Annotated in this window: 15 protein-coding genes; 5 read left to right on the top strand and 10 right to left on the bottom strand. The window is 65.9% G+C overall.

The window, feature by feature from the left end:
• Positions 1-61: 61 nt before the first annotated feature.
• Positions 62-421 carry a hypothetical protein gene (locus tag QZM15_RS11315; protein WP_146075217.1) on the bottom strand — a complete coding sequence of 120 codons (360 nt, stop codon included), beginning with the start codon at positions 419-421 and terminating at the stop codon, positions 62-64.
• Between QZM15_RS11315 and QZM15_RS33985 the strand changes: the two genes are divergently transcribed.
• The gene (locus QZM15_RS33985; protein WP_367033664.1) at positions 384-629 is read left to right on the top strand and encodes a hypothetical protein; all 246 of its coding nucleotides are present in this window, start codon (positions 384-386) and stop codon (positions 627-629) included. The genes QZM15_RS11315 and QZM15_RS33985 overlap by 38 nt on opposite strands.
• A 63-nt stretch (positions 630-692) precedes the next feature.
• Here the strand turns inward: QZM15_RS33985 and QZM15_RS11310 are convergent, their stop codons facing one another.
• The 3 genes from QZM15_RS11310 to QZM15_RS11300 form a co-directional block, all read right to left on the bottom strand.
• The gene (locus QZM15_RS11310) at positions 693-1,454 is read right to left on the bottom strand and encodes a response regulator transcription factor (protein WP_302106393.1); all 762 of its coding nucleotides are present in this window, start codon (positions 1,452-1,454) and stop codon (positions 693-695) included.
• Between the two features lie 277 nt (positions 1,455-1,731).
• Positions 1,732-2,715 (bottom strand): FecR domain-containing protein, encoded by a 984-nt coding sequence (locus QZM15_RS11305; protein ID WP_099317700.1) that lies wholly within the window; start codon positions 2,713-2,715, stop codon positions 1,732-1,734.
• Positions 2,712-3,215, bottom strand: a complete 504-nt coding sequence (locus QZM15_RS11300) for a sigma-70 family RNA polymerase sigma factor (protein WP_099317930.1) — start codon at positions 3,213-3,215, stop codon at positions 2,712-2,714. The genes QZM15_RS11305 and QZM15_RS11300 overlap by 4 nt, the downstream gene beginning before the upstream one ends.
• Positions 3,216-3,720: 505 nt before the next feature.
• Here QZM15_RS11300 and QZM15_RS11295 point away from each other — a divergent pair.
• On the top strand, positions 3,721-6,003 hold the full coding sequence (locus tag QZM15_RS11295; protein ID WP_185716494.1) for a TonB-dependent receptor: 2,283 nt from the start codon (positions 3,721-3,723) through the stop codon (positions 6,001-6,003).
• 16 nt (positions 6,004-6,019) lie between these two features.
• Here QZM15_RS11295 and QZM15_RS11290 read toward each other — a convergent pair whose 3' ends face one another.
• From QZM15_RS11290 to QZM15_RS11275, 4 genes are all read right to left on the bottom strand, one after another.
• Positions 6,020-6,163, bottom strand: a complete 144-nt coding sequence (locus QZM15_RS11290; RefSeq protein WP_180278250.1) for a hypothetical protein — start codon at positions 6,161-6,163, stop codon at positions 6,020-6,022.
• Positions 6,164-6,667: 504 nt separating this feature from the next.
• On the bottom strand, positions 6,668-7,315 hold the full coding sequence (locus QZM15_RS11285) for a hypothetical protein (protein ID WP_124859842.1): 648 nt from the start codon (positions 7,313-7,315) through the stop codon (positions 6,668-6,670).
• Positions 7,312-7,980, bottom strand: coding sequence for a hypothetical protein (locus QZM15_RS11280; protein WP_302106392.1), 669 nt, complete (start codon positions 7,978-7,980; stop codon positions 7,312-7,314). Before QZM15_RS11280 ends, QZM15_RS11285 begins: the two co-directional genes overlap by 4 nt.
• A 223-nt stretch (positions 7,981-8,203) precedes the next feature.
• Positions 8,204-8,527: a hypothetical protein gene (locus QZM15_RS11275; protein ID WP_302106391.1), complete on the bottom strand. Its 324-nt coding sequence runs from the start codon at positions 8,525-8,527 to the stop codon at positions 8,204-8,206.
• A 670-nt stretch (positions 8,528-9,197) separates the two neighbouring features.
• Between QZM15_RS11275 and QZM15_RS11270 the strand changes: the two genes are divergently transcribed.
• The 3 genes from QZM15_RS11270 to QZM15_RS11260 all read left to right on the top strand — a co-directional run bounded on the left by QZM15_RS11270 (position 9,198) and on the right by QZM15_RS11260 (position 12,566).
• Positions 9,198-10,487: an FAD-binding oxidoreductase gene (locus tag QZM15_RS11270; RefSeq protein WP_302106390.1), complete on the top strand. Its 1,290-nt coding sequence runs from the start codon at positions 9,198-9,200 to the stop codon at positions 10,485-10,487.
• Between the two features lie 17 nt (positions 10,488-10,504).
• Entirely contained in the window at positions 10,505-11,062 is a 558-nt protein-coding gene (locus tag QZM15_RS11265; protein WP_059584641.1) for a helix-turn-helix domain-containing protein, read from the top strand.
• Positions 11,063-11,219: 157 nt separating this feature from the next.
• Positions 11,220-12,566, top strand: coding sequence for a glutamine synthetase family protein (locus tag QZM15_RS11260; RefSeq protein WP_302106389.1), 1,347 nt, complete (start codon positions 11,220-11,222; stop codon positions 12,564-12,566).
• Between the two features lie 133 nt (positions 12,567-12,699).
• Here QZM15_RS11260 and QZM15_RS11255 read toward each other — a convergent pair whose 3' ends face one another.
• The gene (locus QZM15_RS11255; RefSeq protein WP_059584645.1) at positions 12,700-13,089 is read right to left on the bottom strand and encodes a lysozyme inhibitor LprI family protein; all 390 of its coding nucleotides are present in this window, start codon (positions 13,087-13,089) and stop codon (positions 12,700-12,702) included.
• A gap of 55 nt (positions 13,090-13,144) precedes the next feature.
• Positions 13,145-13,909 carry an N-acetylmuramoyl-L-alanine amidase gene (locus tag QZM15_RS11250; RefSeq protein WP_059584647.1) on the bottom strand — a complete coding sequence of 255 codons (765 nt, stop codon included), beginning with the start codon at positions 13,907-13,909 and terminating at the stop codon, positions 13,145-13,147.
• Between the last annotated feature and the right edge of the window lie 25 nt (positions 13,910-13,934).

Raw genomic sequence — 13,934 nt, 5'->3', positions numbered from 1 at the left:
AAAAAATCGAAAAATTTTTAGATATACGGCTAACTGAATTGATATGGATAGTTGGATTTTGCTAAGAGACGATTTCAAAAACACTCATCGAGAATGTTGACTTTCGTGGTGAGCTGTCAAGCGAGTCGCCGGGCGACTGCGCGGCGAGGGGCCGCGGACGCGCCATGCCTTTCCGCCCACAAGGGCCGACGATACGGTTGTCCGGTCCGAGCGAAGTGGAAAACACGCTGAACCAGCGCGCGGGCGTGTCCTTCGAGGGCGATCTGCCGAAATGCGCGCCGGCCGGCACGGCAACCGCGCCGGGCTCGACATGCGGCGGGCTGCGAATCAACGCGTAGCGGATCACGCCGGACGGCACGCTGAGCTTCGCCGACGAACCCGCGATGGTCGATGAGTCGGGGCGGCCGGTCTGGAGGTTCATCCGCTGTCGGGTGAAGCCCGGCCAGACCGTCGCGTTTTCGGCCGGTCCGTTTTCGCCGCCTACGGACAACCGGCTCGCGCCCCGCGTCGGCTATGTGTGCGCGATAGACCAAGGCATCGCGTTCTTCGCTGCGCTGCGCTGCGCTGCGCGGCGCGTCGCGGACCGGTCGCGCCTGCGGGCAGCGGCCGCCGCCACCGGTTCGCGGTGACGGCGGGCGGCCGGACACGATGCGCGACGAACCTGCCGCCGCGCACGCGTTCGACAGCCTACCTCACGCGGCCGGGTGCGGGCCGGCTGCTGTCGGCGCCGCGAATTCCGGCTCATGCGCGTCGCTGCACGACCCGACTTCGAGCTTGTAGCCAAAGCCATACACGGTGCGCAGCGCGACGTCGTTCGCAATGCCGAGCGAGAGCTTCTTGCGCAGCTTGTAGATGTGTTGCTCGATCGTCCGGTCCGCGCAGTCGCGGTAGTTGCCCCAGATCGATTTTGCGACCTGGCCGCGATTGAAGCAGGTGCCGGGGTTCGAGAAGAACAGCCAGGCCATCGCGAACTCGCGCGACGTCAGCGCGATCGCGCCGCCGTGCAGCTTGACCGTGCCCGTATCGCGATCGAGCGCATACGGACCGACCGACAAGCGGGCCGGGGCCGAGGCGGCGCGGGCCTGCCCGCGCCGGGCGAGCGTCGCGCGTACGTACAGCTCGTTGGGATCGAACGGCAGCGTCAACACGTCGGCCGCGCCGAGGTCGTACCAGAGGAACATCTCGGCGGGCCCGTCGAACGAGCCGACCACCACGACCGGCGCGCGGCTGTCCGCGTGGCACGCGCGCCACGACAGCACCGGATTGTGGGTAGCACTGACGCAGCGCGCGTCGAACACGATCAGGTCGTACGGCCGGTGGCGCAATGCGCGCAGCATCGTCAGCTCGTCGGCGAACCGGTCGCCGCGGCGCTCGCCGCAGTGCGCGCCGCGCCCGAGGCTGTCCGCGATGCGGTCGGCCAGACGCAGGTCGCGGGTCAGGAGGGCATAGTCCAAAGTGACCTCTTCAAATCGAAACGGAATATCGGCGTCCGCGCCCGTCGTCGCGCGGCGGCGCCCGGCAGTTCGCCGGGACGGGCCGTGCCTGCACGCACGGGACGGTTTTGCCGTTCGCCTGCGGTGTCGCGACTTCGCGGTGTTTCAGATTGCTTGTGCGACGAGTGACGAAAAGTGACGTGCCTTCCGCAAAAAATTTTTGCTGTCTGGCGTTGGATGGGTTACCACGGGCAATCGGGCGATCACCCGGGCAATCGCGCCGCGCTCCCGGTGCGCGTCAGGCTTGCGACGCGAGCGAAACGAGCACAACGCATCCCGCATAGCGCCGGACCTCCAGCGGTAGCGTCGCGGCGAGCGCGGCGAGGGTGCGCGGCGGATCGTCGAGTCGGAACACGCCGGTGACGGGCAGCGCGGCGGCGGCGTCGGTCACGCGGATCACGCCGGGGTAGTACGGACGCAGCCGCGCAATCACCGCGCCGAGCGGCTCGGTGTGTATGACCAGCTGGCCGCCGGTCCATGCGGCTTCGTCCGTCGCGTTGGCGGCGAGTGGCTCGATGAGGTCGGCGCCGGCGCGCGCGGTGAGTCCGGGCCGCAGCGACAGCGTCGCGCCACCCGGCACCGCGATTCCGACCGGCGCATCGAGCGCGGCGACGTGCAGCCACGGGCCGTCCACGCGAACCGCGAACCTGCCGGCGCGCGCGCGCACCATGCGCTCGGCATGCCGGACCACGAACGGGCGCGTGTTCGCCGCCGCGCGCACGAGCAGCGCGCCCGCGCGCAATCGCACGCCGCGCTCGTCCGCCCGGTAGTCGAGGTCGACCGCGCTGCGCGCGGCGAGCATCAGCGACGAGCCGTCGGCAAGCGTCGCGGTGCGCTGCTCGCCGGTGTTCGTCTGCAGGTCGGCCGACCACTCGGCGATGGGGGAGAAGCGATCGGCGAGCGCGCCCGCGCCGGCGACGAGCGCGCCGAACGACAGCACGCCGCGCACGACGCGCCGGCGTGCGGGTACGGCCAGTAGCGCATCGCCGAGCGCGCTCGGCGCGAGGCCGTGCGTTGCCGGCGGCGTCAGCGCGCCGAGCGATGCGTCGAGCCGCGCGACCGCGCGCGCGTGTGCGGGATCGGCGCGCAGCCACGCGTCGAAGCGCGCGCGGTCGCGCCCGGTCGCATCGCCCGAGCGCAGCAGCACCATCCAGCGGATCGCATCGTCGAGTACGCGCGGGTCGATCGCGTCGACCACTTTCGGTTGATCGGCCAGATTCACTGCAAAGACGCGAGATAGCACGCGCGCAGCGCCTGCGCGAGATAGTCGCGCACGGTGCGCTTCGATACGCCGAGCCGGTCGGCGATTTCGGCATGCGTGAGCCCGTGGAACTGGCTGTAGATGAACGCGTTGCGCGCCTTCGCGGACAGCCCGGCCAGCATCCGGTCGATCGCATGCAGCGTTTCGACGACAAGCGCGCGCTCCTCCTCGGACGGCGCGACGCTTTCCGGGCGTGCGGCGAGCACGGCGAGGTACGCGCGCTCGAGGTCGCGGCGGCGCCAGAAGTCGTAGACGAGGCGGTGGGCGATTGTCGTCAGCAACGCGCGCGGCTCCCGCACGGACGATGCGCCGGCTTGCGCGATCAGTTGCACGAACGTTTCGGAAGCGATGTCTTCAGCCGTAAACGCACAGCCGAGCTTGTAGCGCAGACGGCCGAGCAGCCAGGGGTAGTCGTTGCGGAAGATTGCTTCGACGGGTGGGACAGCGGCAAGCGTCGTCATGCTGAATTCCATGTTGCATCGAACGGTTGGAGCGGCCAGGAGCGCCTTGCACGCAGGCTAGCAAAGAATATACGAGCACTCAACCTCGATGCCGGTGCGCATTTTTACCCGCGATTCGCGCAAGACGAATTCGCTGCGGTGTGGCGACGTTGCCGTGACGGTCGCGCGGCCGCCGCATGGCTGCGCGTGTCGGGTTATCGGCCGGCCCGTACAGCCCGTCCACGGGCGTATCGCGTCGAGCGGGAGCGCCCCCCAGGCGTGCGTGCCCGAGGGCCGGAGCCTGCGTGTCGCAGGCTGCGAATCCGACACGGTTTCGCAATCGCTCTGCGGTGCACCGCCGCTGTTCTTCGTGATGCTACACATCCTATTGCCGTGAATGCATGCCGGCCACCGCTTTTTTTGACGTTCACGCGGACCCTGTATGCTCGCGCTCCGACCTGACAGAGAAGTAAGCATGTTTAGTGTGTTTAGTCGATTCGAAATAAACGACGTCGTCGGACGAGCGATGCTGGCGGGCGTCTGGTGGGGCGCGGCGACGGCCGCCGCCTGCGCCGACGAGGGCGTCGTCACCTTTCACGTACCGGGCGGCGCGCTCGATGCCGTGTTGCTCGAGGTTGCGCGGCAGGCGCACGTCGTGCTGTCGTTCGACAGCGCACTGACGGCCGGCCGCTGGGCCGGGCCGGTCGATGGCACGATGACCGCGCGCGACGCGCTCGCCTGCGCGCTGGCGGGCACGCCGCTCGAACCGACCAGCGTCGCGGGCGGCACGTGGACGCTGCAGCGCACCCGTACACCGGATGCCGGCGCGGCGACCATCATGTTGCCGCCCATTCGCATGCGCGCTCGGGTTGGCGCGGACGGCGGCTTCGCCGAGACGCGCTCGTCGGCCGCGGCGCGGCTCGACCTGCCGCTCGTCGACACGCCGCAGTCGGTCGGCGTCGTGAGCCATGCCGTGCTGACGAGCCAGCAGGCGGAATCGGTCGCGGACGCGATCGCGAACGTCAGCGGCGCGACGTCGGTGTTCGACGAAAACAACGCGAACTACGGCATCGGGATACGCGGCTATACCGCGCAGGCGCTGCTCGTCGACGGGAGCGTCGTCGAATCCGCCGATTACCCGCCGCTCGCGGGCATCGAACGCATCGAGGTCGTCAAGGGCCCTGCGACGGCGCTCGTCGGAGGCGCGCCAAACGGCGGCATCGTCAACCTGGTCACGAAGCGGCCGCAGTTCGCGCGCCATGCGACGCTGCAGACGACGCTGTCGTCGCGCGGGCGGCGCGAGAGCATGCTCGACATGAGTGACGTGTCGAGCGACGGGCAGGTCGGCTACCGGTTCGTAGCGAGCGGCAACCTGAACGGACGCAGCTATGGCGGCTACGATGGGCAGCGCGGCTTTTTCGTCGCGCCGTCGGTGCGCTACCGGGACGCCGACACCGATGTGACGCTGCGTCTCGAGCATTACCGGCAGCGCGTGCCGGTCCTGCCGTATTCGGTCGGCGGCGATGACGGCAATCCGTTACCGCAAACGTCGCTCGAGCCCGCCGGCGCGCGCGACGACCACATGGGCACCGATTCGCTGCGCGCGTCGCTGAACGCCGAGCGCGCGTTCGGCGACGGCTGGCAGGCGCGCGTGCGCGCGATCTGGCTGAAATACGAAACCGTGTCGCATTGGCACGTGCCCTACGCGCTGCTGGACGGCTCCGGCGACATCGCACTCTACGGCCTGCATTCCGTCGAGCGGCGGCATGAATCGGATGTGGCGGCGGAACTGCTGCGCACGTTCCGCGCGGGCGGTGTGTCCGGCACCATGCTCGCGGGCGTCGAGCACTGGCGGCTGTCGTCGACGGCCGACATCGCACCGTACGCGTCCGCCGTCCAGAACCTGTATGCGCCGCATCCGCTGCCGTCGATTCCGTCCGGTCCGCTCGCGCGCGAATCCGATTCGGCGATGCGGCAATTGAGCGGTTACGTGCAGCTCCAGGCGCTGATCGCCGATCGGGTGACGCTGCTCGCATCGCTGCGGCACACGAACGCGCTGCTGGACAAATCGCTAAGCTCGCCGTTGGTGCGCAATTCCGTCTGGTCGCCGAGCGTCGCCGCCAGCTACGCGATCACGCCGTCGGTCAGCATCTATGCAAACTGGATGCGCGGTTTTCGGCCGTCGCTCGACACCGTGTCGTGGGACGGCAAGACCCTGCAGGCCACCCGCACCGAGCAGATCGAGACCGGCATCAAGTTCACGCTCTTCGGCGATGCGCTGACCGCGACCGCCGCCGCGTACCAGCTGCGCGACGATGGCAAGATCATCGGCGATCCGACGCATCCGGGCTTTTACGCACGCGTGCCGGGCGAGCACAACCGCGGCGTCGAGTTCGACTTGGCCGGGAAGGTTCTGACGGGGCTGGACGTGATTGGCTCGCTGACGGTGTCCGATTCGGGCGTGGCGGTCGACCCGCGTGGTACGCAGGTCCGGGCGCCGGGCACGCCGGCGCGCGCCGGCAGTCTGTGGATGACCTACGCGCTGCAGGCGCCGGCGTGGCGCGGCTGGGGCGTCGGCAGCGGCGTGTTCTTCCGCTCGCAGCGGGCGACAGGCGCACCCGGCTACGTCGTGCCCGGCGATGCGCGCGTCGATGCGACGGTGTTCTACCGAGCGGAGAAGTGGGCCGTGCAGCTTGGCGTGAAAAACGTGTTCGACCGGAAGCTTTACGGCGCCGCGCTTTACCCGAACTTCATCCCCGTGCTGCCCGGGCGCACGTTCTTGCTGACGACGACGTTCTCGCCGGGCTGAATATCTTGCGCCGCGCTCACGGCTGCGTGCCGTACACGCGTTCGATTGGCCGGTAGCCGAGGCCTTCGAGCGCGAAGCCGGGCTCGGCGTCGGCCGTGCCGGTGACGATCATCCGCGCGCCGCGCAGCTTCAGCGCGGAATAATCAGGATGACTAGACAATATCGAGCCCGGTCAGGAGGCGCAAAAGTGCCCGGGTAAGCGCACCGGCGTGGTCGAGATTGCAAGAGGTCCGCCCCGAGGGAGTGTTTCGAAGCGGGCGCCCGGAATCATGGCCGCGAGCCGTCGCCCTTCGGTTGCCGGGAAAACGCCGCCGTCTTCGCTTTGCAGGACCGCGTTGCGCTGCGCACGGGATTCGGTCGCCTGCTCACGGCGTAGTTTGCGATGCCGTTGCAAAGGCGGGCAGGATGCACGGGATCGGTCGTGGCCGCATGCGCATGGCCGATCCGACGCGGTACGTACGACCCGGAGATTGAACGAACCTGGTCGATCGCCTTGGTGAGCGCGGTGGACCTGGACATCAACTTCTATTTGACGAAAAGAGCGAATTTCGGGCCGCCGTGATGACCTGTCTTGGGTGTTAACGAAAAACCGGCTCTCCTTCCGGGAATTGAAGCCGTTCCTCGGTTGAGGCTTGGCGTATCACGGACGACCCTTGCAACAAAGTCAGTGAATCCAGACCATGCCGTACGCGGAATTGGAACCATTGACCGCCTGGTTCGCCGTCCAGTTTCCGTATCTGGCCGATCCATTCCAGGAATACACATGCCCCCACGCGAAATGCCCATCCCCAATTTCGTCGATCGTGCATCGCTTGCTTGTGATTTGATACGCTCCTTGAAACACGCCTTGCTTCCAGCGACGCACGACAACCTCGACGAACGTGGCATATTTCCCCGCCGGAACCTGTTGACTCCAGCCAGTCGATTCCGTATTAGTCACGGTGCGCCCATACGAGGCGTCAACGTGAAGCAGATTCAAGATGCCTCCCACGATCGGAATACTTTCCGGATTCAAACTGGCACTGCCGCTGACGGTGTATCCATTGGAACGGGTTTTCGTCCATGTATACGTACACGGGGCAGCTACATTGCGGACGCCATTGCACAGGAAGGTATCACCTCTCCATATCCAGTCTTGCCACGTATTGGTTGCTTGCTGAATAGGAATCGACCAGGACGAGCTGTTTCCCACCAGATTTGCCTGGTTGGTTTGGCTATCGAGCAGGCACGTCGTCCCGGCAACGGCATGGCCGACCTGAAACAGGCAAACGACGCCCGCAATCGCGGAATTGAAAAGCGATTTCGACTTCACTTGTTACCCCCATCATTGGTTTGAAAAATATTCGCGACGTTGTTTTGTGTCGCATCGATGCCTGAAACCTTCTGGTCGGGTCCTCCGTTGGTATTTCCGCCGCCGGTGTTGAATATCGGGGTGATCAGATAGCCGTCGCCGTTCGGGCCTCGTTGAATTCGGACTGCGTCGCCGGCAACTGCGGTTCCCGGGCCGACAATTTGTTCTACGGCGGAATTGACGGTCGCGCCCCCGGGCTTTCCGCTACCGGCGGAATCGATGACTATCTCTTTGCCATTTCCCAGGCCGTCGACAATTTCCTTCATTACGCCCGGATTTGCAGTCTGGTCGCTGGAAACGACCAGAACATCGTAGTCGCCGGCCGTTCCCGGCGGGAGTTTCTCAGACAATGCCGACGCAACGAACCCCGTCCCCGATCCCAGATTTCGGACTTTCTGCTGAGGTATCGACCCGCTGGCTACGAGTACCGTGTTGCCCGGAGGCGGAGGCGTGGAGTTCTGATTTTGTGCGACATTTTGCTGATTCAAGCTTTGATCTGTTGAGTTCTGAGCCGGCTTTGACGGCAAGGCGTCGCCGCCGGAGCATCCCTGCAAAATAGAAGAAACAAGCAGAATCAAACCTGAAATATATGTGGTATTTAACATTCGATCCTCAAAAAATGTCATGGCCGATGGTTCGGTAATTTGCTTCGTCTGGAATTGATGCTATGAAATGCAAAATGTCATGTCTTTTTATGTTGGACGATTTGGACGAGTCTTGGTAAAGTATCCGCCATTCGGATCCGTGGCATGCGATTTTTAAATGATAAATATTTAAAGAGCGTGACTTCGCTCGGAGGTAATGCGGTATCGAACAAAATTGAACATTCGAAAGTGGAATAACGCCGGGCTAGATAGCGTCTTTCGTTTCTGAAAAATATAGGTATGTTCTTTCGATTGACATCGGCCCACATCCGGGGCGTAAAAATATTCGGTTGGTGGTGATTACGAAGGCCTGGCTCGTCGTGACGGCGTCGGTGCCGGTCGCGACGCGCGCAAGCGCGCGATTGCCCGCCGCTGCGTCTGCCGTGCCTGTCGCGCGGCCGGCGGCGGCCGCCTCGCTCGTATCCGGGCCGCTGCCGCACGCCGAAAGCGCGAGTGCGCCGAGGCTGTAGAGGAACGTGCGATGGGAAAGGCCAGCACTCGCTTCAAGTCGATGTTTCGTGTCGCTCATGTTCGTATCGTTACGTCCGTAATGTTGGCCACGCGGAGACAAAACTCTCGCGCGGCGGCGGCAAACGTTTTCGCTTGCGCGCGTATGCCGGGGACGGCGAACCCACCTTGTTATCGAACGCGTGGTGAAAATATATAGGTGTAGAAACTGTGGATTCTCAAAAATGCTCACAAGGAAGTGCGTGCGAAGCCTTGACCGGAGCGAATGTTTCGTTGCTCCGGTTGGCGATCCCATACGCTAAGGAACGCTAACAGAACGATTTTTGAACGTGCCTCCAGCAGATGATTCAGACGGCGATTTTCATGAACGCCTCATGTATGGTGGCGAGGCGTTCGAACCGGATACGCAGTGGGATTGGGTCCTGCTTTCGACCCGATCCCACTGTATGAATGGAGGGCGACGCCGCGATCGTCGAGACGCTTGCGTCCGGGGTATCGCGTCGGACGCCGCTTCGGTGGTGACAACAGCGGTTGGGTGAGTGACCACGATTCGTCATCGAGTATCGGTTTGGCCATGGCCTCTCGGCGAAACAACGAAGCGGTTAACGGAACGCGCGACGGGTTAGTGGCCTTCGCAATTTATTCTGTTGGAATTTCTTGGCGTTGCTTCCGTGAAATTGTCGTGCTAGTTTTTCATGAAATTTCGCAGAAAAATTTTCACGGAAGCTCGCATGTTCGTGCAGTCCGACCGTCACGTCGCAAGCTACTACGCCGGTACCTACCCGGCGCCGATCCCGCATCGGCCGGCGCTGGGCGAACGTGTCGACGCCGACGTGCTGGTCGTCGGCGCGGGCTTCAGCGGGCTGCATACGGCGCTGCGGCTCGCGCTCGCCGGCAGGCGCGTCGTCATGCTCGAAGCGAGCCGCGTCGCATGGGCCGCATCGGGTCGCAACGGCGGACAGGCGCTGCTCGGCTGGTCGTGCGACATGCGGCCGCTCGAGGATGCGCTCGGCCGCGACGGCGCCCGGTTGCTCTGGGACAGCATGCGCTGGGCGGCGGCCGAAGTGCGCGAACTGCCGGCGCGACACGGTTTCGACATCGACTACCGGCCCGGCAGCCTGTGGGCCGCGGTGCGGCCGCGGCGCGTCGCGATGCTGGCGCAGGCGCGCGACGAGGCCGCCGAGCGCTGGGGCTACGACCGGTTGCGCATGATAGGCCGTGACGAGATGCCCGAATGGATCGGCGGCACGCGCTATCTCGCGGCGCTTCACGATCCGGAGGCCGGCCACCTGAATCCGCTCAAGCTCGCACTCGGCCTCGCGCGAACGATCGAGCGCGCGGGCGGCCGCATCTTCGAACAGAGCCGCGTGCTCGACTGTCGCGAGACGGCCGGCGGCCACGTCGCCCGCACGGCGCGCGGCGAAGTGAGGGCGGACGTGCTGGTGCTCGCGTGTAACGCATACGTCGACCGGCTCGATCGCGACCTTGCGCGCCGGCTGCTGCCGGTCGGCACGTACCAGGTCGCAACCGCGCCGCTCGCACCCGACGTCGCGCGGGCGCTATTGCCGCGCAACAGTTGCGTGATCGGCAACCAGTTCGTGCCCGACTATTTCCGCCTGAGCCCCGACAACCGGCTGCTGTTTGGCGGCGGCTGCACGTATCTCGGCGGCATTCCGGCCGATATCGCGGCGGCGACGCGCCCGCGCCTCGAACGCGTGTTCCCGCAACTGGCCGGCGTGCCGCTCGACTACGCGTGGGGCGGTCACATCGACATCAGCATGCGCCGCACGCCGGACATCGGCCGCCACGGGCAGCGCTTCTGGCTGCAGGGCTTTTCCGGGCATGGCGTGCTGCCGACGCTCGCCGGCGCGCGCGCGGTGGCCGATGCCGTGCTCGGCGACGCGCACCTGCTCGCGCAGTATCAGCGCATTCGCAACCCGCGCTTTCCCGGCGGCGACCGGCTGGCCGCGCCGCTGGAGGCGATCGGCAAGGTCTGGTACCGCCTGCGCGATACCGTTTGATTGCATCGGAATCCTTCATGAACGAACAGGAAGAGATAGAAAGTCTGGCGATCCTGATCCGCGACCTGCGCAAGCATCGCAAGGTCACGCTGAGCGATCTCGCCGAACGGATCGGCCGCTCGGTCGGCTTTCTGTCGCAGGTCGAGCGCGGGCTGTCGCGTCCGACGGTCGCGGATCTCACCGCGATCGGCGAGGTGCTCGGCGTGCCGACCACGTATTTTTACAGCCTGAGCAAGCCGCGCAGCGTGCCGTGGGTCACGCGGCCCGACGAACGCCGCACCGTGCATTACGCGGCCGGCATTACCGACATTCTCGTGTCGCCGAACATGCGTTCGCGCTTCTCGATCCTCGAAAGCCATCTCGCGCCGGGCGCGAGCAGCGGCGAGCGGCCGGTCGACGACAGCGACGAGCAGGGCGGCTTCGTGCTCGAGGGAGCGCTGACGATCTGGATCGACGGCGACGACACGCCCGTCACGCTCGGCCCGAACGATGCATTCCAGCTTCCCGCGCACAAGCGCTTCCGGTATGCGAACCTGACCGACGCGCCGACGCGTGTGATCTGGGTATTTACCTGAGTTGAATGGTCGGCGGGGCGGGCGCCCCCGCAGTCCGTCGCGCCACACGGCCTGTTTGTAGTACTGATCGACATGCGGCGTGCGTTGCGCCGTGCGCCGCATGAATCCGGTTCACCGCGTTGCGGCACCGCCCTACAAGACATGGAAAGGATGAGACATGGCTGACGTCGTTCCCGCGCTGGTCGGTGAAGTTCGCGCATTCCGGCAGGCGCACCCCGAGATCCGTTATGTCGACCTGATCTGCCTCGACCTGCCCGGGCATTTCTACGGCAAGCGCTATCCGATCGACGCGCTCGAGAAAGTCGCGTCCGGCTCGCTGCTGAAGCTGCCGCAGAACTGCGTGCTGCTCGGCACGCAGGGTGGCCTCTACAAGATCGGCGATTACTGTTTCAACGACGGCGATCCCGACGCGCCGCGCCGCCTGATCCCCGGCACGCTGAAGCCTGTGCGCTGGGAGCGGCAGCCGCTCGCGCAGATGCTGATCAGCTCCGACGGTACCGATTCGCCGATCGAATTCGAGCCGCGCGAGGTGCTCGCGCGCGTGCTGCGGCGGTTCGCGGCGCGCGGCATCCGGCCGGTCGTCGCATTCGAGCTCGAGTTCTACCTGTTCGCCGCGCAGCTTGTGGAAGGCATGCCGCAGTATCCGCGCGATCGTCTCAGCGACGACCGCGACGATCAGCCGAACATGCATATCGAGCGCCTGTCGCGCTTCTCCGAGGTGTTGCATGAGATGGTCGACGCCGCGTGCGACCAGGGTGTCGATGCGACGGTGATCACCGCCGAGCTCGGGCCCGGCCAGTTCGAGATCAATTTCGGGCATACCGACGACGCGCTGCGCGCAGCAGACTGGTCGGCGCTGTTCTGCCGCAGTACGCGCGGCGTCGCGTTGCGGCATGGCTATCGCGCGAGCTTCATGGGCAAGCCGTATCTGCATGCGCCGGGCAGCGGGATGCACGTGCACGTGAGCCTGTATGACGATGCGGGACGCAACGTGCTTGCGGCAGACGGGCAGCGGCCGTTGCGGCACGCGGTGGCCGGCTGCCTCGCGCTGCTGCCGCATTGCATGCCGGTGTTCGCGCCGAATCACAACGCGTTTCGCCGCTACGGGTCGATGGTGAACGCGGCGAGCCGCGCGAGCTGGGGCTTCGAGGATCGCGACGCGTGCATCCGGATTCCGGCGTCGGACACACGCAACCTGCGGATCGAGCACCGGCTCGCGAGCGCGGATGCGAACCCGTACCTGGTGCTGGCGGCGATCCTGAGCGGGATGGAGCACGGGCTCGATGCACGGCTCGAGCCGATCGCGTCGCTCAACGACGATCGCGGCAGCGGCATCGATTTTCCGAAGGAGATGCTGTCGGCGGTCGCCGCGATGCAGGACCATCCGGCCGTGCGCAAAGGGCTCGGCAGCGAGTTCGTGATGGTGTATTGCGAGAACAAGCGGCAGGAGGAGCTGGATTTTCGCAACGAGATCGGCGCGCGGGAGTATCGGTGGTTTCTGTGATTGCCGCGCGCGTCGGAAAAGTCGATCAGGGAAGGGGGCGATCGTCGTCGTGTTCGACGTCAAGCGCCCTCGTGTGATTCATTTCGGGGTGCAATGCCGCGAAACGCGTCGCGGCATCGCATGCGTCGCGCCCTTACTCCCCGAGCTTCGACGTCACGCACCCGGTGCTCGAGCATTCGCGCTCACGCTCACGCAGGAACGACAGCCGCGCCTGCGTCATGTCGTTCGCGCACTGGATATCGACGAGGTAGCTGCTGCCGCGCGTCTCGCTGCACTGCGCATCGCGTTGTTTCAGCCACGCGAGCTGCCCGGACTTCAGCGCTGCCTGCTGGTCGCCGCTCAGTTGCTTGCGCAGCCGGCCGTACTCGTCGTTGAGATCGCGGTCGGACTGCGAGAACTGCGTGCTCGTGCAATACACCTGGTCGAACGCGCTGCGCGGCTTCCCGCAGCCGGCCGCATGCGCGGCGAACGGAACGGCAAGGGCGAGCAACGCGCAGGACGCGAGCAGATTCTTTTTCTTCATGATGAGTCTCCTGACTGGGGTGAAAACCGGTGAACCGGGCGGGCGATACCGTCGTTTATCCGGGCGTCGTACACGCGTCGATGCCGCCCGCGATCGCGGCGGACAGGCGCTGGATCGTCTCGCGGCGCGCGAGCCGCGCTTCTTCGTCCGGATTGACGATCACGCCAGCCTCGACGAGCACGGCGGGAATCGGCGCGGTGCGCAGCACGACGAGATCGTCGAAGCGATGGATGCCGAGTGGCGGGTCGATCAGCGGGCGGTTCTCGCCCTTGATCGGCTGCGCGTGATACAGCGACGGCCGTTCGCCGGCCGCGACCAGCCGCTCGGCGATCGCCTTCGCGCAACGCAGGCTTTCCGCATAGTGCGGGTTGCGCGCCGACACGAACACCGAGAAGCCGCGGAATTCGCGCTGCCGGCCCGCGTCGATGAACTGTTGCTGCATCGAGTCGTGATGGATCGATACGAACAGGTTCGCGTCGGGCGCTTGCGTCGAGCGCCGATCGAGCGCGATCTCGCGGCCGTCTGCCGACGTGCGCAGCACGCGATCGCCGTGCGCGGCGAGTGTGTCGGCGACCGCGCCGGACAGGTCGAGGTTGTACAGGTATTCGACGCGGCCGCTGGCGCCGGTGGAGCCCGGATGCGCGGGCGTGTGGCCGGTGTCGACGACGATGTAGCGCCCGGACGTGGGCACGGCAGCGGTCGTGCCGGCGGCGTCGGCCGCATGCAGCGCCAGTGGCCCGCCGAGGAGCGGGGCGCACGCGAGCACGCGCGCGGCGGCGCGCACGAACGGGCGAAGGCGTCGGAGGGTTTGGTTCGTCATTGTTGTTGTCGAGAAGGGCGTGCGG

This window comes from Burkholderia sp. AU44665, assembly GCF_030504405.1.
Taxonomy (GTDB): Bacteria; Pseudomonadota; Gammaproteobacteria; order Burkholderiales; family Burkholderiaceae; genus Burkholderia; species Burkholderia semiarida.
The sequence above is the reverse complement of the archived record's forward strand: the minus strand, read 5'-3'. Positions and strand labels throughout refer to the sequence as shown.

Coding starts and splice junctions, on each gene's coding strand:
- QZM15_RS33985 (WP_367033664.1), top strand. CDS start 384: ATGGTCGATGAGTCGGGGCGGCCGGTCTGGAGGTTCATCCGCTGTCGG.
- QZM15_RS11315 (WP_146075217.1), bottom strand. CDS start 421: ATGAACCTCCAGACCGGCCGCCCCGACTCATCGACCATCGCGGGTTCG.
- QZM15_RS11300 (WP_099317930.1), bottom strand. CDS start 3,215: ATGACGACGCTTGCCGCTGTCCCACCCGTCGAAGCAATCTTCCGCAAC.
- QZM15_RS11295 (WP_185716494.1), top strand. CDS start 3,721: ATGCTGGCGGGCGTCTGGTGGGGCGCGGCGACGGCCGCCGCCTGCGCC.
- QZM15_RS11280 (WP_302106392.1), bottom strand. CDS start 7,980: ATGACATTTTTTGAGGATCGAATGTTAAATACCACATATATTTCAGGT.
- QZM15_RS11275 (WP_302106391.1), bottom strand. CDS start 8,527: ATGAGCGACACGAAACATCGACTTGAAGCGAGTGCTGGCCTTTCCCAT.
- QZM15_RS11270 (WP_302106390.1), top strand. CDS start 9,198: ATGTTCGTGCAGTCCGACCGTCACGTCGCAAGCTACTACGCCGGTACC.
- QZM15_RS11265 (WP_059584641.1), top strand. CDS start 10,505: ATGAACGAACAGGAAGAGATAGAAAGTCTGGCGATCCTGATCCGCGAC.
- QZM15_RS11260 (WP_302106389.1), top strand. CDS start 11,220: ATGGCTGACGTCGTTCCCGCGCTGGTCGGTGAAGTTCGCGCATTCCGG.
- QZM15_RS11255 (WP_059584645.1), bottom strand. CDS start 13,089: ATGAAGAAAAAGAATCTGCTCGCGTCCTGCGCGTTGCTCGCCCTTGCC.
- QZM15_RS11250 (WP_059584647.1), bottom strand. CDS start 13,909: ATGACGAACCAAACCCTCCGACGCCTTCGCCCGTTCGTGCGCGCCGCC.